Annotated in this window: 16 protein-coding genes; 4 read left to right on the top strand and 12 right to left on the bottom strand. The window is 66.2% G+C overall.

Annotation, left to right across the window (positions count from 1 at the left end):
• Nucleotides 1-2: 2 nt before the first annotated feature.
• From KB874_RS06965 to KB874_RS06955, 3 genes are all read right to left on the bottom strand, one after another.
• A complete protein-coding gene (locus tag KB874_RS06965; protein WP_212535822.1) occupies nt 3-1,373 on the bottom strand; it encodes a DUF1800 domain-containing protein in 1,371 nt (456 codons plus the stop codon).
• Between the two features lie 116 nt (nt 1,374-1,489).
• On the bottom strand, nt 1,490-3,424 hold the full coding sequence (gene aspS, locus KB874_RS06960; protein ID WP_212535821.1) for an aspartate--tRNA ligase: 1,935 nt from the start codon (nt 3,422-3,424) through the stop codon (nt 1,490-1,492).
• Nucleotides 3,425-3,532: 108 nt separating this feature from the next.
• Nucleotides 3,533-4,435, bottom strand: coding sequence for an MBL fold metallo-hydrolase (locus tag KB874_RS06955; RefSeq protein WP_212535820.1), 903 nt, complete (start codon nt 4,433-4,435; stop codon nt 3,533-3,535).
• 165 nt (nt 4,436-4,600) lie between these two features.
• On the opposite strand from KB874_RS06955, the gene KB874_RS06950 reads away from it, so the two are divergent.
• Nucleotides 4,601-5,833, top strand: a complete 1,233-nt coding sequence (locus KB874_RS06950) for an SAM-dependent methyltransferase (RefSeq protein WP_212535871.1) — start codon at nt 4,601-4,603, stop codon at nt 5,831-5,833.
• A 76-nt stretch (nt 5,834-5,909) separates the two neighbouring features.
• Here the strand turns inward: KB874_RS06950 and bchJ are convergent, their stop codons facing one another.
• Entirely contained in the window at nt 5,910-6,500 is a 591-nt protein-coding gene (bchJ, locus tag KB874_RS06945) for a bacteriochlorophyll 4-vinyl reductase (protein WP_212535819.1), read from the bottom strand.
• Nucleotides 6,500-8,164, bottom strand: a complete 1,665-nt coding sequence (bchE, locus tag KB874_RS06940; protein WP_212535818.1) for a magnesium-protoporphyrin IX monomethyl ester anaerobic oxidative cyclase — start codon at nt 8,162-8,164, stop codon at nt 6,500-6,502. Before bchE ends, bchJ begins: the two co-directional genes overlap by 1 nt.
• 169 nt (nt 8,165-8,333) lie before the next feature.
• On the opposite strand from bchE, the gene carB reads away from it, so the two are divergent.
• Nucleotides 8,334-11,681, top strand: coding sequence for a carbamoyl-phosphate synthase large subunit (gene carB, locus KB874_RS06935; RefSeq protein ID WP_212535817.1), 3,348 nt, complete (start codon nt 8,334-8,336; stop codon nt 11,679-11,681).
• Nucleotides 11,682-11,855: 174 nt separating this feature from the next.
• Here carB and KB874_RS06930 read toward each other — a convergent pair whose 3' ends face one another.
• Nucleotides 11,856-12,473 (bottom strand): 2OG-Fe(II) oxygenase family protein, encoded by a 618-nt coding sequence (locus KB874_RS06930; RefSeq protein ID WP_212535816.1) that lies wholly within the window; start codon nt 12,471-12,473, stop codon nt 11,856-11,858.
• A 103-nt stretch (nt 12,474-12,576) separates the two neighbouring features.
• On the opposite strand from KB874_RS06930, the gene KB874_RS06925 reads away from it, so the two are divergent.
• Nucleotides 12,577-13,359: a lysozyme family protein gene (locus KB874_RS06925; RefSeq protein ID WP_212535815.1), complete on the top strand. Its 783-nt coding sequence runs from the start codon at nt 12,577-12,579 to the stop codon at nt 13,357-13,359.
• 158 nt (nt 13,360-13,517) lie between these two features.
• Here KB874_RS06925 and rplP read toward each other — a convergent pair whose 3' ends face one another.
• Genes rplP through rplB form a run of 5 tightly spaced genes read right to left on the bottom strand, consistent with a single transcriptional unit; the run spans nt 13,518 to nt 16,164 of the window.
• Entirely contained in the window at nt 13,518-13,931 is a 414-nt protein-coding gene (rplP, locus tag KB874_RS06920) for a 50S ribosomal protein L16 (protein WP_212535814.1), read from the bottom strand.
• Between the two features lie 2 nt (nt 13,932-13,933).
• Nucleotides 13,934-14,656, bottom strand: coding sequence for a 30S ribosomal protein S3 (rpsC, locus tag KB874_RS06915; RefSeq protein WP_212535813.1), 723 nt, complete (start codon nt 14,654-14,656; stop codon nt 13,934-13,936).
• Nucleotides 14,656-15,036 (bottom strand): 50S ribosomal protein L22, encoded by a 381-nt coding sequence (gene rplV / locus KB874_RS06910; RefSeq protein WP_212535812.1) that lies wholly within the window; start codon nt 15,034-15,036, stop codon nt 14,656-14,658. Before rplV ends, rpsC begins: the two co-directional genes overlap by 1 nt.
• Before the next feature lie 3 nt (nt 15,037-15,039).
• Complete coding sequence (gene rpsS, locus KB874_RS06905; protein WP_212535811.1) at nt 15,040-15,318, bottom strand: 30S ribosomal protein S19; 279 nt, start codon at nt 15,316-15,318, stop codon at nt 15,040-15,042.
• A 3-nt stretch (nt 15,319-15,321) separates the two neighbouring features.
• Nucleotides 15,322-16,164 carry a 50S ribosomal protein L2 gene (gene rplB / locus KB874_RS06900; protein ID WP_212535810.1) on the bottom strand — a complete coding sequence of 281 codons (843 nt, stop codon included), beginning with the start codon at nt 16,162-16,164 and terminating at the stop codon, nt 15,322-15,324.
• Between the two features lie 321 nt (nt 16,165-16,485).
• Here rplB and KB874_RS06895 point away from each other — a divergent pair, with 321 nt between their 5' ends.
• Complete coding sequence (locus tag KB874_RS06895) at nt 16,486-17,175, top strand: DUF6639 family protein (protein WP_212535809.1); 690 nt, start codon at nt 16,486-16,488, stop codon at nt 17,173-17,175.
• Between the two features lie 283 nt (nt 17,176-17,458).
• On the opposite strand, the gene KB874_RS06890 is transcribed toward KB874_RS06895, so the two are convergent.
• Nucleotides 17,459-18,490 (bottom strand): glycosyltransferase family 4 protein, encoded by a 1,032-nt coding sequence (locus KB874_RS06890; protein ID WP_212535808.1) that lies wholly within the window; start codon nt 18,488-18,490, stop codon nt 17,459-17,461.
• Between the last annotated feature and the right edge of the window lie 122 nt (nt 18,491-18,612).

Raw genomic sequence — 18,612 nt, 5'->3', positions numbered from 1 at the left:
CCTCACATCCTTTGAAACGCCGGCGAGGCCAGCACGAGGCCGATCCCGTCCGCCCGGCTTTCCGCCGCCCCGGCGGCAAAACGCACCGCCCCGGTCGCGCGCCCCCCCAACGCCGTGTCGACAAAAGCCCGTGGGTCGGGCAGGTCGCCGACCAGCCGCTGCGGCACGGTCAGCGCCCATTGCAGCCGCGTCGCCACGCCCTGCGGCGTGATCCAGGCCGAGTCGGCATCGGGAAAGCCATCCGGCCCCGGCGGGCGCAGCCAGACCTGCCCCATCAGTGCCATGGGCCTCGCGAACAACCGCGCCACCGCCGGGGGTTTTCGCCCCTCCAGCGCCGTCCCGGGCAGGGCCAGCGCCCGGCAGGCCGAAGCCATGAACAGCGCAGGACGCTTGACGCGGCCCACCCCGGCCCACGCCGCGGGGTGATCGAGCAGCGCCGCAAGAACCGCCTGCAGGTCGCCCTCCGTCGAAAGCCAGGCTTCCTCCATCGAGGTCAGCAGCGCGGCGTCGGGGGTTTCAGAGACGAAATGCACTGCCAGCTTGCGCGTGATGTGCCGCGCGGTGGCGGGGTGGCGGCCGAGGTCGCGCAGCACCGCCTCAATGTCGCCAAGGCCGGGTTGCGCACCGCCATAGGCGCGGCCCAGGACGGTTTCCGCCCCCGGCTCGGCACGGCGCGGCAGAAACACCCGGCCTGCCTCGACGTTGAAGCTGAGCCCGGTCAGCAACTCGGCCAGCTGCCGCACATCGTCTTGCGTATATGGCCCACCGACGCCCAGAGTGTGCAGTTCGAGGATCTCGCGGGCGAGGTTCTCGTTCAGTCCCCGGCCGCGCGCGGCCTTCGACCCGGGCCCGAAGGACCGGTTCTGGTCCAGGTAATGCACCATCAGCGGATGGGTGGCGGCGGCGATCAGCAGATCCTCGAAACGGCCCGCGACGTTCGGGCGGATCGCCTCCTCGACATAGGCGGGTCCGGCGGCGCGCAGCGCGGCCTCCTTGCCCTGCGCGGTGAAATGATCGGCCCAGAAATCCTCCAGCCGCTCGCGCAATGGCGTATCGCTGTGGGCGCGGCGCAGCATGTGCGCGGTTAGTGCCTGCGCCGCAACAGTGTTCAGCGCCAGGCGGGCGGCCTTGATGGCCTGCCGTGCCTCCTTTTCGGCGGACGTGCCGGAAACCTCGCGACGTCGTTTTTGCAGCGCGCGTTCTTCGGCGATGCGGGGCAGCAGGGCGGCGAAAGACGCCACGGGAAAACGCGCCGCCATGGAGTCGGGTGCCGACAGCCCCGCCAGCATCGCTGCCACGCTGTCGGGCGGCGCGACGCCGGGCGACAGGCCGCAGCCAAAGCGCATCTCGGCAAGCTGGGGGTCGAAGGGCATGGGCGGCTCCGGCAGAATGGGCAGAGCATACGCCCTGCCAGCCGTCGCCGCCTAGAGCACCGCGATCACGTTGGCGAAACCGCGCCGAACGGTCACTCGCGCGGCGCGAGGTCCAATCACTCGCGCGGCAGAACCCGCAGGGACAGTTCCATCAACTGGTCGCTGGAAGGTTCCGACGGCGCGCCCATCAGCAGGTCTTCGGCGCGCTGGTTCATCGGGAACATGATGACCTCGCGGATGTTCTGCTGGTCGGCCAGCAGCATCACGATCCGGTCGATGCCCGCCGCGCAGCCGCCATGCGGCGGCGCGCCATAGCCGAACGCCTTGTAGAGCCCGCCAAAGCGCGACTTGACCTCGTCCTCGCCGTAGCCGGCGATCTCGAAGGCCTTGAGCATGATCTCGGGCTTGTGGTTCCGGATCGCGCCAGAGACCAGTTCATAGCCGTTGCACGCCAGGTCGTACTGGAACCCGCGCACCGCCATCGGGTCGCCCTGCAGCGCCTCCATGCCACCCTGGGGCATCGAGAACGGGTTGTGCTCGAAGTCGATCTCGCCGGTTTCCTCGTCCTTCTCGTAGATCGGGAAATCGACGATCCAGGCGAAGGCAAAGCGATCCTGATCCGTCAGGCCCAGTTCCGCGCCGATCACGTCGCGCGCCTTGCCCGCAACCCGCTGGAAGGCCTGCGGCTTGCCGCCCAGGAAGAAGGCCGCGTCGCCCACGCCAAGGCCCAGCTGCTGGCGGATCGCCTCGGTCCGTTCGGGGCCGATACGAGTAGGCGGACCAGCCGCCTCAACTGGCCGCTTCCCCGTCTTTTTCGCTTCTTCTTCAAGAAGATCAATCTCTGCGCCAAGTTCTGCAATTCGGGCCGAGATGGACGAGACAGACTCTGTGTCCTTGCGCCTTTCAGCTTTAACTAGCTGAGAATTCAGTTCGCCAAGCTCGCCTCTCAGCACATCGCATCGGTCTCTCCAAAAAATGTAGCCCATGCCCGGTAGGCCTTCCTTTTGGGCAAAAGAGTTCATTCTCTCACAAAAGCGTTTCGATCCACCTCCAGGCGCGGGGATCGCGCGGATCTCGGTGCCCTCCTGCTCCAGCAGCTTGGCGAAGATCGCGAAACCGCTGCCCCGGAAATGCTCGGAGACATCCTGCATCTCGATCGGGTTGCGCAGATCGGGCTTGTCGGTGCCGTATTTCAGCGCGGCTTCCTTGTAGGGGATCTGCGGCCAGGTCGCGGGGTCATCCACCTTGCGGCCGCCGCCGAATTCCTCGAACACGCCCGCGATCACCGGGCTGACCGTGTCGAACACGTCCTGCTGGGTGACAAAGGACATCTCCATGTCCAGCTGGTAGAAATCGGTGGGAGACCGATCCGCGCGCGGGTCCTCGTCGCGGAAGCAGGGCGCGATCTGGAAATAGCGGTCAAAGCCCGAGACCATGATCAGCTGCTTGAACTGCTGGGGTGCCTGCGGCAGGGCGTAGAACTTGCCCGGATGCAGGCGGGACGGCACCAGGAAGTCGCGCGCGCCCTCGGGGCTGGAGGCGGTGATGATCGGCGTCTGGTATTCGCGGAAGCCCTGCCCCCACATGCGCTTGCGGATGCTGGCCACCACATCGGACCGCAGCGTCATGTTGCGCTGCATCGCCTCGCGGCGCAGGTCGAGATAGCGATAGCGCAGGCGGGTTTCCTCGGGATATTCCTGGTCACCGAAGACCATCAGCGGCAGCTCGCCCGCCGCGCCCAGCACTTCCATATCCCGGACAAAGACCTCGATCTCGCCGGTGGGCAGCTTGGCGTTCACAAGGCTTTCGTCCCGCGCCTTCACCGTGCCGTCAATGCGGATGCACCATTCGCTGCGGACCTTCTCCACCTCGGAAAAGACCGGGCTGTCGGGGTCGCACAGGACTTGCGTCACGCCATAATGGTCGCGCAGGTCGATGAACAGGATCCCGCCGTGATCGCGGATGCGGTGGACCCAGCCGGACAGGCGGACGGTGTCGCCCACGTTGGATTTGTTCAGCGCGGCGCAGGTATGGCTGCGATAGGCGTGCATCTGGGTCGCCCCTTTTTGTGGAAGGCTTGAAGGTCAGGCGCCGATACACCCCTCTGGCGCGTGGAAGTCAAGGGAGCGTGGGGTATTCGGCGGGAAATGTGCCGAAACTCACTCCCATTCCATCTGCTGGAAAACGGTCTGCGCGTTGCGACGGGCGAGGGAGTCGAACTGGTCGAGATATTCGAACGCCGACTGATCCACCTCGACCGCGCCGATGATGTCACCGCCCTCTTCGATATGGGCGCGGATCTGCGTGCGCAGGTTCACGAGATAGTCGCGCGTGTCGGCCTGCGCCTGTGCCAGCGTGGTCGCGGGGCCGTGGCCGGGCACCAGGTGCATGGGGTCCAGCGCCTCGACGGCGGCAAAGGCCTCCAGCCAGCCGGCGCTGTCGGAGAACTCCATCACGCCCGGCACCCGCCCGACATAGACGATGTCACCGGTAAAGACCGTGCGGCTTTGCGGCAGCCAGACGTAGCTGTCGCCAGGCGTATGGGCGTGGCCGGGCTGGCGGACCTGAATCTCGACTCCGCCCAGTGTCAGGTCGAACCCCTCGCCAAAGGCGATCCGCGCATGCACCGGCTCGGTTCCCTCCAGCGCGTCGCCCAGAAGCTGCCCCAGCACCATCATCTGCACCGAGGCGCGCGCCGCCTGATCCTCGATGGCGGCCTTTGCCGCGACGGTCTGCGCGCCCTGCGCCTGCCAGTAGGCATTGCCGATCCAGCGGTGATCCTGCCCGCCGGTGTCGATCACGTATGTCACCGGTTGGTCAGTGAGCGTCCTGACCACGTCATGCAGCGCCTGCGCGCCCTTCCAGCTGCCGCCCGGATCGACCAGCACCGCGCCGTCCGCGGTCTCGATCAGGCCGAAGGTGGCGTTGTTGCCAAGGTTCGCGGCGCTGCGCTGCTCGGCCGGGCCCTCGATGGCCCAGATGCCGGGCTCGACCGGGTGAACGATCAGCTCCTGCGCGGCGGCAGGCACGGCGGACAGGATCAGGGCAAGCATGGCGCGCATCGGGGCATCTCCGGACTGGGTCCGCCCAATGAGCCGTCAAACACCGGGCGGCACAAGGGCGCAAACCGTCACGGGCGCGCCCCGGAATTGGCGGGAATCGCCTTTCTTGATACACTGCGAGTCCAGAACGGAATGCGACGTGGTCGACCGGAACGGGGTGTGACGATGTGGGAAACCGTACTGCGCCGCGTGCTGCGGCGGATGATCGTGCAGGGCCGGCTGACGCTGCGCTGGCCCGATGGCCGGGTCGAGCGTTTCGGCAGCGGCGAGGGCGCGCCAGAGGTCGCGGTCACGCTGACCGAAGGCGCGGCGCGCGCGCTCTGCCTGCGCCCCGTTCTGGCCCTCGGCGAGTGCTACATGGACGACAGCCTGACGGTCGAGGATGACCGCCTCTACTACCTGCTGACGCTGCTGGTTCGCAACCAGCGCAAAGGCGGTGCGCCGGTCTGGATGAACGCGATGCAGGCGGTGCGCCGGATGTTCCGACGGATCGAGCAGAGGAACGACGCCCTGCGCGCGCGGCGCAACGTGGCGCATCACTACGACCTGTCGGACGACTTCTATCGCCTCTTCCTCGACGCCGACATGCAGTATTCCTGCGCCTATTTCGAACGGCCCGACATGACCCTGGAAGATGCCCAGGCGGCGAAGAAGGCGCATATCGCGCACAAGCTGCGGATCGAGCCGGGAATGCGGGTTCTGGACATCGGCTGCGGCTGGGGCGGCATGGCGCTGACCCTGGCGCGGGATTACGGCGCGCGGGTGACGGGCGTAACACTGTCCAGGAACCAGCTTGCCACGGCGCAGGCGCGGGCCGAGGCAGCGGGCCTGTCGGATCGCTGCACCTTCCGCCTGCTCGACTACCGCAAGCTGTCCGACCGGTTCGACCGGATCGTCAGCGTCGGCATGCTCGAACACGTGGGCCTGCCGCATTACGACGAGTATTTCGCAAGGGTCCACGACCTGCTGGACCCCGACGGCATCGCCCTGATCCACACGATCGGCCGCATCGCCCCGCCCCTGCCCACCAGCCCGTGGATCGCGAAATACATCTTCCCCGGCGGCTATGTCCCCTCGCTCTCCGACCTCGCGCCCGCGCTCGAACGCTCCGGCCTCTGGACCGCCGATATCGAGGTGCTGCGCGGCCACTACGGCCCGACGCTGAACCACTGGCGGCAACGCTTCGAGGCGGCGCTGCCCAAGGTCCGCGAGATGTATGACGACCGCTTCATCCGCATGTGGCGCTTCTACCTCGTGGCCTGCGAGATGGCCTTCGAGGAGCAGGGACAGGCGGTGTTCCAGGTCCAGCTGAGCCGGACGCAGCACGCGGTCCCCGCCACCCGGCGCTATCTCTACGAGGCGTCGAGGCCCGCCGACATGCGCCACGCGGCAGAGTAGAAACCGGTCCCCTGCTTCATCTTGCCCGGAAAACTCCGGGGGAGTCGACCGAAGGGAGACGGGGGCAGAGCCCCCTTCAGCCCGTGACGATCTCGAACCGGCAGGCAGGGGCGCCCGCGGCGGCACAGGCCACCTCGCGGCAGCGCGCGGCCGGGTGAACCAGCCGGCGATAAAGCGTCTCGAACACCGCCGCGTGCCAGTGACACAGCGTCTCGTCCGAGGCTTCGCCCCGGATCACCGGGTTGTCGTGGATCGCGAAGGACCACGGCGACAGCACCTCGAACCGCCCCGACCCGGCAAAGGTCCAGGCGTTCTTCGCGATGGCCTTCGACAGGGCGCGGGCGGCCAGCGACGCGGGCAGCGCGCGCAGGATCGCCTGGGCGGGGCGCGGGATGCGGTGCGCGAGGATGTACTCGGCCGTGCCCCGCCCCGCCTGCGCGGCAAGGCCGGGCGCACGGGGGCCGAATTCGGCGCGCAGCACGTGATGCAGGCTGGCGGCCTCGCCCTCGGGGATCATCTCGGACCCGTCGGGCAGCTCGCCGCCCCAGCGGGCCAGGACCCGCGTGCGGGCTGCAGGCCCCACCGCCCGGTCCAGCACCGGGATCACCTGCAGCACCGCGTTGGGTCCGATCAGCCCCTCGGGCTCGGGGCCGAGGTCGCGGGGCATCAGACGTCCTCCATCTGCTGGTCGCCGCCCCCGCAGGCCTTCACGTCAGCCCCGTTCGGCATCTTGAAGGCCTGCGCCCGGTCGACGGCGCGCTCCTTCATCTGGTCGCGGACCGCCTCGCGCCGCTCCTTGGCGCGCGCGGCGCGGTCTGCCGCGGCCTCCCAATCCTCCAGCTGCGCTTCGGCCAGCTGGCGGGTTTCGTCGAAGTCGAAATGCACCTTGCCCTTGGTCTGCGGCCCCCAGTAACCAGCCTTGCCGAGATCGTAGAAGGTGCGCTGGACCCCGGCCTTGAGGAAGGCCTTGAGGCAGCCCAGCAGGTAGCGCCGCCGATAGCCGGTGCCGCGCCACGGGTAGTGGAACAGCGCCTTGCGCATGTAGAAGCGGCGGTAGTTCTTCATCACCCCGTCCAGCAACTCGCCCCGCGTCATGGCGGCGGGCTTCATGATCGGGGTCACGAAATTGTATTTCGAGAAGTCGAAGATCTCGACCTGGTCCTTCAACTCCTGGAACAGCGGGGTGAAGGGCCAGGGCGTGTACATCGACCAGTTGGCCAGGTCCGGCTGCCAGTCCCACGCCATCTTGAAGGTTTCCTCGAGCGTCTCGGGAGTCTCGTTGTCGAGACCGACGATGAACTGCGCCTCGGTAAAGATGTCGGCCTCGCGCAGCAGGCGGATCGCCTCCTTGTTCTCCTCGACCTTGGTTTCCTTGTTGAACAGGTCGAGCTTCAGCTGCGCCGCCGCCTCGGTGCCCAGGGACACGTGGACCAGACCGGCCTTGCGGTAGAATTTCAGCAACTCGCGGTCACGGTAGATGTCGGTGACGCGGGTGTTGATACCCCATTGCACCTTGTCCGGCAGGCCGCGGGCGATCAGCTCTTCGCAGAACTGGATGAACTTCTTGCGGTTGATGGTGGGTTCCTCGTCCGCAAGGATGAAGAAGCCGACACCGTGGTTGGTCACCAGGTCCTCGATCTCGTCCACCACGGCGATGGGATCGCGCACGCGGTAGTCGCGCCAGAACTTCCACTGGGAACAGAAGGAACAGGTGAAAGGGCATCCGCGCGCCATGTTCGGAATGGCGACGCGCGTGCCCAGCGGGATGTAGATGTATTTCTCCCAGTCGATGATCGACCAGTCGGGCTTGATCGCGTCGAGGTCCTTGACGGTCGAAGCGGCGGGCGTGGCCTTGATCTCGTCGCCCTCGCGGAAGGCGAGGCCGTGGATGCGGTTGCGGTGCTCGGGCCAGTTGCCGGAGGCGATGGCGTGCATCAGGTTGACGACGATTTCCTCGCCTTCGCCGCGCACGATCACGTCGACCCAGGGCGCCTCGGAGAGGACCTGCTTGTACATGAACGTGGCATGCACCCCGCCGAGGATCCGCACGGCGTTCGGCGCGCGCTGCTGCGCGATCTTCAGCGCGTCTTCGGCGCGGTAGATGGACGGGGTGATGGCGGTCAGGCCGACGGCATCCGGGGCGATCTCGGCGATCATGTCCCCCAGCCTGTCATCGTCGATGTCGTTGGTCATCGCGTCGATGAAGTGGATGTCGTCGAACCCGGCCTGGCGCAGGTGGCCCGTCAGGTAGGCGACCCAGGCGGGAGGCCAGTTGCCCGCGATCTCTGCCCCGCCGGAATGGTAGTTGGGATGGATGAACAGGATTCGCATGGCACTCCCTCCGCGATGTATCGAGAGTGTGACACCACTGCTGTCTAGTTTACTTGACATACATCAAATCGGGCTCTGAGAGGCATCGGGGTTTCGGGCTTGCGCGGGCGGCCCCCACGTCTATAACGCGGGCAATTTGCGCCACGCCGAGTCAGACAGGGGGGACACCATGCCCAGACGCACCGATATCCAGTCCATCATGATCATCGGCGCCGGCCCCATCATCATCGGGCAGGCTTGCGAGTTCGACTATTCCGGCGCACAGGCCTGCAAGGCCCTGAAAGAAGAGGGATACCGGGTGGTCCTGGTGAACTCGAACCCGGCCACGATCATGACGGATCCGGGCCTGGCCGACGCCACCTACATCGAACCGATCACCCCCGAGGTCGTCGCCAGGATCATCGAAAAGGAACGCCCCGACGCGCTGCTGCCGACGATGGGCGGGCAGACCGGCCTGAACACCGCGCTGGCGCTCGAGGAAATGGGCGTTCTGGAAAAATTCGGCGTCGAGATGATCGGCGCCAAGCGCGCCGCAATCGAGATGGCCGAGGACCGCAAGCTGTTCCGCGAGGCGATGGACCGCATCGGCCTGGAGAATCCCAAGGCCACGATCATCACCGCCCCGAAAAAGGAAAACGGCAAGCGCGACCTGACCAAGGGGGTCGAGATCGCGCTGGAGGCGCTGGATTACGTCGGCCTGCCCGCGATCATCCGCCCGGCCTTTACTCTTGGCGGCACCGGCGGCGGCGTCGCCTATAACCGCGAGGATTACATCCACTATTGCCGCACGGGCATGGATGCCTCGCCGGTTGGCCAGATCCTGGTGGACGAGTCCCTGCTGGGCTGGAAGGAGTATGAGATGGAGGTCGTCCGCGACAAGGCGGACAACGCGATCATCGTCTGCGCCATCGAGAACGTCGATCCGATGGGCGTTCACACGGGCGATTCCATCACCGTCGCCCCGGCTTTGACGCTGACCGACAAGGAATACCAGATCATGCGCAACGGCTCTATCGCCGTGCTGCGCGAGATTGGTGTGGAAACCGGCGGCAGCAACGTGCAATGGGCGGTGAATCCCGACAATGGCCGCATGGTCGTGATCGAGATGAACCCGCGCGTGTCGCGCTCCTCGGCGCTGGCGTCCAAGGCGACGGGCTTCCCCATCGCCAAGATCGCGGCCAAGCTGGCCGTGGGCTATACGCTGGACGAACTGGACAACGACATCACCAAGGTCACGCCGGCCAGCTTTGAACCCACCATCGACTATGTCGTGACCAAGATCCCGAAATTCGCCTTCGAGAAGTTCCCGGGCTCGCAGCCGCTGCTGACCACTGCGATGAAATCGGTGGGCGAGGCGATGGCCATCGGTCGCACGATCCACGAGTCGATGCAAAAGGCGCTGGCCTCGATGGAATCCGGCCTGACCGGCTTCGACGAGGTGGAAATCCCCGGCGCCCCCGACAAGGCCGCGGTCATCAAGGCGCTGAGCGAGCAGACGCCCGACCGGCTGCGCACCATCGCGCAGGCGATGCGCCACGGCCTGTCGGATGACGCGATCTTCGGCGTCACGAAATACGACCCCTGGTTCCTTGCCCGCATCCGCGAGATCGTCGAGGCCGAGGACACGGTGCGCGCGAACGGCCTGCCCACGGACGAGACGGGGATGCGCGCGCTCAAGATGCTGGGCTTTACCGATGCACGGCTGGCTAAGCTGACCGGGTTCTCGGAAAAGGACGTGCGCAAGCGGCGCCGCGACATGGGCGTGACGGCGGTCTTCAAGCGCATCGACACCTGCGCCGCCGAGTTCGAGGCGCAGACCCCCTACATGTATTCCACCTACGAGATGCCCATGATGGGCGAGGTGGAATGCGAGGCGCGCCCCTCTGACCGCAAGAAGGTGGTGATCCTGGGCGGCGGTCCGAACCGGATCGGCCAGGGGATCGAGTTTGACTATTGCTGCTGCCATGCCTGTTTCGCCCTGACCGACGCGGGCTATGAGACGATCATGGTCAACTGCAACCCCGAGACCGTGTCGACCGACTACGACACCTCGGACCGGCTGTATTTCGAACCGCTGACCTTCGAACACGTGATGGAAATCCTGACGCGCGAGCAGGAGAACGGCACGCTGCATGGCGTGATCGTGCAGTTCGGCGGCCAGACGCCCCTGAAGCTGGCCAACGCGCTTGAATCCGAGGGCATCCCGATCCTCGGCACCACCCCCGACGCCATCGACCTGGCCGAGGACCGCGAGCGGTTCCAGGCGCTGGTCAACCAGCTGGGCCTGAAACAGCCGCATAACGGCATCGCCGCCACCGACGCCCAGGCGCTGGAGATCGCGGCCGAGATCGGCTTTCCGCTGGTGATCCGCCCCTCCTACGTGCTGGGCGGCCGAGCGATGGAGATCGTGCGCGACATGGACGGGCTGCGCCGCTACATCCGCGACGCCGTGGTGGTGTCGGGCGACAGCCCGGTGCTGCTGGACAGCTACCTGTCCGGCGCGGTCGAACTGGACGTCGACGCGCTATGCGACGGCGAGGCGGTGCACGTGGCGGGAATCATGCAGCATATCGAGGAGGCCGGCGTGCATTCCGGCGACAGCGCCTGCTCGCTGCCGCCCTATTCGCTGTCCGACGACATCCTGGACGAGATCAAGCGCCAGACAGAGGCGCTGGCCCGCGCGCTGCATGTGGTCGGGTTGATGAACGTGCAATTCGCCATCAAGGCCGACGAGACCGGCAAGCAGGAAATCTACCTGATCGAGGTGAACCCGCGCGCCAGCCGCACCGTGCCCTTCGTCGCCAAGGCGACCGACAGCGCGATTGCCTCGATCGCCGCGCGGATCATGGCGGGCGAGAAACTGTCTGCCTTCCCGATGCGCGAGCCCTACCCGGCCGACGCGGATTACGACACCGTCCTGCCGCTGGCCGACCCGATGACGCTGGCCGATCCGAACATGCCGTGGTTCTCTGTGAAGGAAGCGGTGCTGCCCTTTGCCCGCTTCCCCGGCGTGGACACGATCCTCGGCCCCGAGATGCGATCCACGGGTGAGGTCATGGGCTGGGACCGCTCCTTCCCCCGCGCCTTCCTCAAGGCGCAGATGGGCGCCGGCACGCATCTGCCGACAGAGGGCGCGGTGTTCGTCTCGATCCGGGACGAGGACAAGACGCCCCAGATGGTCGAGGCGGCGCGGACCCTGTCCGACATGGGTTTCACCCTGGTCGCCACCGGCGGCACGGCGGGCTTCCTCGAGGGGCATGGCCTGACCTGCGAGCGGGTCAAGAAGGTCTACGAGGGACGTCCCAACGTGGTCGACCTGATGAAGGACGGCGGCATCCAGCTGGTGCTTAACACCACCGAGGGCGCGGCGGCGGTCGAGGACAGCCGCGAGATCCGCTCTGTCGCGCTCTATGACAAGATCCCGTATTACACCACCGCCGCCGGCGCCCATGCCGCCGCGATGGCGATGAAGGCGCGGGAAGAAGGCGAACTGGTCGTCAAGCCGCTGCAATCCTGACACGGTCCTTGCCCGGCGGAAGCTGGGGGGCCAGCCCCCCAGACCCCCCGGAGTTTAGGGGCAAGATGAAGAGGGATTTCTGTCCCGTCATACGGTGAACGGAGCCGCAGCTCTGTCCGGGCGGTCGTCGATTTCTCTACCGGAGCGTTTGCCGCGCAAGACGCGGACCAGGGCTCACTCCCACTTGTAGTTGAAGCTGACGCTGATGCGGTCGTCCTCGGACATGTTCATCGGCACCTCGTGCCGCAGCCAGCTTTCCCAGAGCAGCACGTCGCCCACGTCCGGTTTCACGTAGACGAAGCTGCGCAATTCCTCGCGGCAGTCCTTTTTCCGCGTCGGTGCGGCCATCATCATGGCCAGACGCGGGTCCTCGAGCTTCAGCGCCGAGGTGCCTTCGGGCATCGCCACGTAGGTGGTGCCGGAGATCACCGAGTGCGGGTGGATGTGGCTGCCGTGGGTGCCGCCCTCTGGCAGGATGTTGATCCAGAGGTCCTCCAGCACCAATGAACGCCCGGCGAGGTCGAATTCCAGGTCCTTCGCGAAGGCCTGCACGTGCTTGTCCAACGCCTTCTTGACCGCCTCGAAGATCGGAAAGCGCCAAGGCAGGTCCGTGAGCGAGGCGTAGGAGGTGTAGCCGGGATAGCCCTCGGTCTCGCACCAGTCCTGTCCCGCCTCGTCATCCTCGGCGATGGAATAGCAGGAGGCGGCCAGTTCGGCCGGGTCCACGTCGCCGAAATCGTTCAGGCGGGCGCGATAGAGTCGGGTCGCAAAGAGGGATCGGATGTCAGCCATGCCGCCTCTTACTGCGCAAAACGGTCGCTGGAAACAGGATTTTGCGCCGCATGGGTACGCGCGGGGCAAGGGTTTCTTAGGCGCTTTGCGGCACGGTGCCCGCATGACGCAGAACGCATCACTGGTTTCGATTCGGGTTTTCATGGCTGTCCTGCTGGTCTGGCTGCCGGGCACCCTATGGGCGGAACCGGCCCGTGTGCCGGGGCAGGTCGGGTTGTTTGCCGATCGCCAGCCGCTGTTTGCCACGCAGGGCGGAACCGGGCGCGGCTCTGCCAGCCTGTTCGCCCCGGCCCCGCCGGATGCGCAGGTCACCACCGCCAGCTTGTTCGCGGGAACACGCGACGGCGGCCTGTTCTCTCCGTTGCCGGAACGGTTGGACCGTCCGTTGCTGCGCGCGGGCACCGGCGGCAGCGCGGCCATGCGCCTGCGCGACTTGATCGCCCGGGCCGAGGCCGGGCGCGCGGGCTATGACGCGGTGCAGCACGGTGCGGTGATCCGCCCGCCCCTGCCGCCGACCCGCATGACGATCCAGGAGATCCATGCCTGGATCCGCGCCACGCCCGGCCAGCCACATGCAATCGGGCGTTACCAGTTCATCCCCTCGACCCTGCGGCGGCTGGTCGACCGGCTGGGGCTGGACCCCGGCGCGCGGTTCTCGCCCGACGTGCAGGACCGGCTCGCCGACCTGCTGCTGGAGGATGCGGGCCTGTCGCGCGTGCAGCAGGGTGTCATCAGCGAGGAGGCCTTTATGCTGAACCTGGCCAAGATCTGGGCAGGCCTGCCGACGTCCTCGGGGCGCAGCTATTACGACGGGTTCGCGGGGAACAAGGCGACCATGCCGTGGGAGGTCTATGCACAGGAGGTGCGGGCGATCCTGAACGGATAGGCGGCCGCCGCGCCCGTCGCGTCATCCGGGGCAGCAAAGAAAAACCCCGCTGCACCTGGCAGCGGGGTTTTATCTTTCTCTTGGTGCGAGGCCGGGGCAGGTCTTTCGAACTTGCCTAGACCCCGCTGGCCTCACTCCGCTGCGCGGAGTGCGCCGGCTTACCAGTCCTCGCGGACGACCACGCGGGTCTTGATCGGCAGCTTCATCGCGGCGAGGCGCAGGGCCTCGCGAGCGATGTCCTCGCCGACGCCGTCGATCTCGAACATGACGCGGCCGGGCTTGACCTTGCAGGTCCAGCGGTCGACCGAGCCCTTGCCCTTACCCATACGAACTTCGATGGGCTTCGCGGTCACGGGCGTATCCGGGAAGATGCGGATCCAGACGCGGCCCTGACGCTTCATGTGGCGCGTCATGGCACGGCGTGCGGCCTCGATCTGGCGCGCGGTGACGCGCTCCGGTTCGGTCGCCTTCAGGCCGAAGGTGCCAAAGTTGAGATCAGAGCCGCCTTTGGCCTCGCCCTTGATCCGGCCCTTGAACATCTTGCGGAATTTGGTGCGCTTAGGCTGAAGCATGATTACCTCCGATCATCCCGGCGGCCACCACCAGCACCGCGAGGTGCCGGACCGTCCTGGATTTCCTGTGCCTTGCGATCCCGCGCGGACGGATCATGTTCCATGATCTCGCCTTTGAAGATCCAGACCTTGATGCCGATGATGCCGTAGGGCGTGGTCGCCTCGACATTGGCATAGTCGATGTCGGCCCGCAGCGTGTGCAGCGGAACGCGGCCCTCGCGATACCATTCGGTCCGTGCGATCTCGGCACCGCCCAGACGGCCGGCCACGTTCACCCGGATACCCAGGGCGCCCATGCGCATGGCGTTCTGCACGGCCCGCTTCATCGCGCGGCGGAAGGACACGCGGCGCTCGAGCTGCTGGGCGATGCTTTCACCGACCAGCTGCGCGTCGAGTTCCGGCTTGCGCACTTCGACGATGTTCAGGTGCAGTTCACTGTCGGTCATCGCCGCCAGCTTCTTGCGCAGAACCTCGATGTCGGCGCCCTTCTTGCCGATGATGACACCCGGACGCGCCGTGTGGATCGTGACGCGGCACTTCTTGTGCGGACGCTCGATGATCACACGGGCAACGCCGGCCTGCTTGGCCTCGTTCTGGATGAACTCTCGGATCTTGAGATCCTCGAGCAGCAGGTTGCCATAGTCCTTGGTATCGGCGTACCAGCGGCTGTCCCAGGTGCGGTTCACCTGCAGGCGCATGCCGATCGGATTGGTCTTGTTACCCATTAGGCTTGCTCCTCGATCTGGCGCACCTTGATGGTGATTTCCGAGAACGGCTTGACGATCTTGCCGAACCGGCCACGGGCACGGGGACGTCCACGCTTCATCACCAGGTTCTTGCCCACATAGGCCTCTGCGACGATCAACTCGTCCACGTCGAGCCCGTGGTTGTTCTCGGCGTTGGCGATGGCCGACTGCAGGCACTTCTTCACGTCGATGGCGATCCGCTTCTTCGAGAAGGTGAGGTCGTTGAGCGCCTTTTCCACCTTCTTGCCACGGATCAGCGCGGCGACGAGGTTCAGCTTCTGCGGCGAGGTGCGCAGCATGCGCAGCTTTGCCATCGCTTCGTTGTCCGCCACGCGGCGGGGATTCTTATCCTTGCCCATGGCTTACTTCCTCTTCGCTTTCTTGTCGGCGGCGTGCCCGTAATAGGTACGGGTCGGCGCGTATTCGCCGAACTTCTGACCGATCATGTCCTCGGACACGTTGACCGGGACATGCTTGTGGCCGTTGTAGACGCCGAAGGTCAGGCCGACGAATTGCGGCAGGATCGTCGAGCGGCGCGACCAGATCTTGATCACTTCGTTCTTGCCCGACTCGCGGGACTTTTCGGCCTTCTTCAGCACGTAGCTGTCGACAAAAGGCCCTTTCCAAACGGAACGAGACATGCGTTACCGCCCCTTCTTCTTGGCGTGACGCGAGCGGATGATCAGCTTTGCGGACGCTTTGTTGGGATTGCGGGTCTTCTTGCCCTTGGTCGGTTTGCCCCACGGCGTCACAGGGTGACGGCCGCCGGAGGTCCGGCCTTCGCCACCGCCATGGGGGTGGTCGATCGGGTTCATGACGACACCGCGGACGGAGGGACGCTTGCCATAGTGGCGCATCCGGCCGGCCTTGCCGAAATTCTGGTTGCTGTTGTCGGGGTTCGACACGGCGCCGATGGTCGCCATGCATTCCTGCCGCACCATCCGCAGTTCGCCCGAGGAGAGGCGGATCTGCGCATAGCCGCCGTCGCGGCCGACGAACTGCGCGTAGGTGCCTGCGGCACGCGCGATCTGTCCGCCCTTGCCCGGCTTCAGTTCGATGTTGTGGACGATCGTGCCGATCGGCATGCCGCTGAACGGCATTGCGTTGCCCGGCTTGATGTCGGCCTTGGCCGAGGCCACGACCTTGTCGCCGATGCCCAGGCGCTGCGGCGCCAGGATATAGGCCTGTTCGCCGTCGTTGTACTGGATCAGCGCGATGAAGGCGGTGCGGTTCGGGTCATATTCAATGCGGACCACGATGCCGTCGACATCGAACTTGTTCCGCTTGAAATCCACGATGCGGTAAAGACGCTTTGCGCCCCCGCCCATGCGACGCATCGTGATCCGTCCGGTGTTGTTCCGACCGCCCGATTTCGTCAGACCCTCGGTGAGGGCCTTGACGGGACGTCCTTTATACAGCTCCGAACGGTCGATCAGCACCAGCCCGCGCTGGCCCGGCGTCGTCGGCTTGTACGACTTGAGTGCCATGCTTTCTGTCTTCCGTTAGCTTCGCAGGGGTTGCCCCCCGCCGTGTTTGGGTCTTGCGACCTTTGGTGAAGGCCCCCGAAGGTGCCCGGTTAGAGTGCTCCTGACGCGGGTGGACCCGCATGGAACAAACGCAAAGCCCCGGACGAATCCGGGGCCGTTACGGATGCTGCGGTGTAGTCAGCTTCTCACGAGAGGTCAAGGGCCGGCTCTGGACGAAAGCAGGGCAGGCAAACGGCTGCAAGAGGTCATGCGATACACGGACCTTTCGCCATACCGCCGGGGCCATGTAGACTGGTCGTTGCGTGCGCAGGAGGACCGCGAATGCCCGCTCTCAAACATGCCCTTGTCCTGGCGCTTGCCTGCCAGGCGGCAAGCGCTGCCGCGCAATCCGTCAGCGAGGGTTCCTGCGGCATCGGGAACATGATGGTGGCGGCGCCGTCGGCCTCGGATCTGAGCGACGCTTGCGTTGCCGTCCACGCCGCACTCCCGGTCCTGACGTCTCTTGGTCTGGAGCTCCGGCAGCCGGTAAGGATCGAGGTGACTCAAACCCTCGATCTTGCGCCGGGAATCTGCGTCGCCTTCTACAGTTCGTCGGAACGGAAGGTTCAACTGTTGCCCACCGATTGCCTTGCAGAGCAGCCGGGGCGGGCGAAAGCCTTTCCGGAAATGACCGCTGACCTGCTATTCCAGAGTCTGATCGTGCATGAATTGACCCACGCTCTCGTCGAGCAGGGCTTGGCGGGCCGGTTCCTGCCGCGGGTCGCGCATGAATACCTTGCCTACGCGATACAGTTGCTTGCCTTGCCCGAAACAGAGCGGTCCCGCATCCTGGCCAAGGCCGACATATCCGGCCCGATCGACCTTGCCGAGGTGAGCGAAGCCATTCTGGGCCTGTCACCGCTGCGCTTCGCGGCGCTTTCATGGCTGCATTTCGCGGATAACGGCGGCGATGCCGCGCTTGTCCGGCGTATCGTTGAGGGCGAGGTCCACTTTCAGAGCCTGCGTGAGTGAATGCCGCCAAGAAGCGAGCCCCCCGGCCATGACGGCAGCCGGGGCCTGTTTTCCTTGCGACGCTGCCGGACCAATGCCCGGGCGCTACGTCAATCGTGGTCCCATCTTCGAGCAACACATGGGCTTTCCCGGTATCGCGACGCGTGCCGGGGTGACATGTCGAGCGCCTCGTCTTGCCCCTGTTGACCGTCGCGGTCCCCAACATCACCTTGAAGACCGCGCTGCAAGCCGCCCGGCGAAATCGTCATTCCCGCTCTTGGCGTGAACCGGGCCGATCCTTCGTTCACGCGACGCGAAGGTCGCGGAGAAGGTCGGCCATTTTCTGCGCGAACACGGCCTCGCTCAGGTCCCGGCGGACCGTCGCAAGCGCGCCGGATTTCAGCCGGGCGAGTCCGTCGCGATCCTCTGCCAGCCGACGCAGCGCGTCCACCGCCCCGGCAAGGTCCGAGGGGTCGAACAGCAGGCCGTCCTGCCCGTCGATCAGGTAGCCGGCAGAGCCGCATTGCGTCGAGATCATGGGAACCGTTCCATAGGCCATGGCCTCGACCGGCGATGTGCCGAGAGGCTCGGCAAAGCTGGGCAGGATGCAGACATCATGCGTCGCATAGAGATCCGGCATGGCATGAAACGGCACCTCGCCGGCCAACGTGACCCAGGGCTTGTCGGCCAGCCGCCGCAGGTCCTCGTAATGCCGGTTGCCCGCGTCGGGCAGGGCGCCCACCAGCGTCAGGTCGATCCGGCCGGCCAGGTCGGACCGCGCCAGCGCGTCAATCAGCGCGGTCTGATTCTTGCGCTCCATCCCCAGCTTGCCGACCAGCAGCACCCGCAGCCGATCCTGCCCGGCGGGCCGGACGGCGGTCACCGGCAAGGGCGCCACCGGCCAGGGCAGGTAGGTGGCGAGGGGATCGGGCCGCACCACCGGTCCCAGACCGCGTACCGGGGTGATGCGGCGGGCGGGCAGCCCCTTCCACCACAGCTCGACCCGGCGGACGAGCGAGGTGCGTTGGGAGAGCGGGATCTGGTTGTAGAGAACGGCCGGCCGCCCCATTCGGCGGGCAACCCGCGCCGCGCGGCGGCTGATCGCCCAGGCGTTGCGGATGATGACCAGGTCGGGATCGAATTCGCGGACCGCCGCCTCGACCTCGGCGCGGGACGGATAGCGCCCCATCACCACGGGCTCGGCCAGGGAATGATCCTCACCGCGCGCGCTGAAATTCACCAGGAACTTCACCTCGTGGCCATCGCGCAGCATCTGGCGGACGGCGAACCACATGTTCGTGTGAAACCGCGGCAGGATGAAAAGGAGACGTGCCATGGATGCCGATAGACTGTTCCGGTCGCGTTGTCAGGCCCGCGAGGGCCGTCAGCGGATCATCGGCGATTGCCGCGGGCCGTGGCCCTAAGGCGCAACCCGGCGCATCGCAAACGCCAGACAAG

The sequence above is a fragment of the Thetidibacter halocola genome (genome assembly GCF_018224955.1).
GTDB classification, from domain to species: Bacteria; Pseudomonadota; Alphaproteobacteria; order Rhodobacterales; family Rhodobacteraceae; genus Thetidibacter; species Thetidibacter halocola.
Note: the sequence above shows the minus strand (reverse complement) of the source record. Positions and strands in the feature narration are given on the sequence as shown.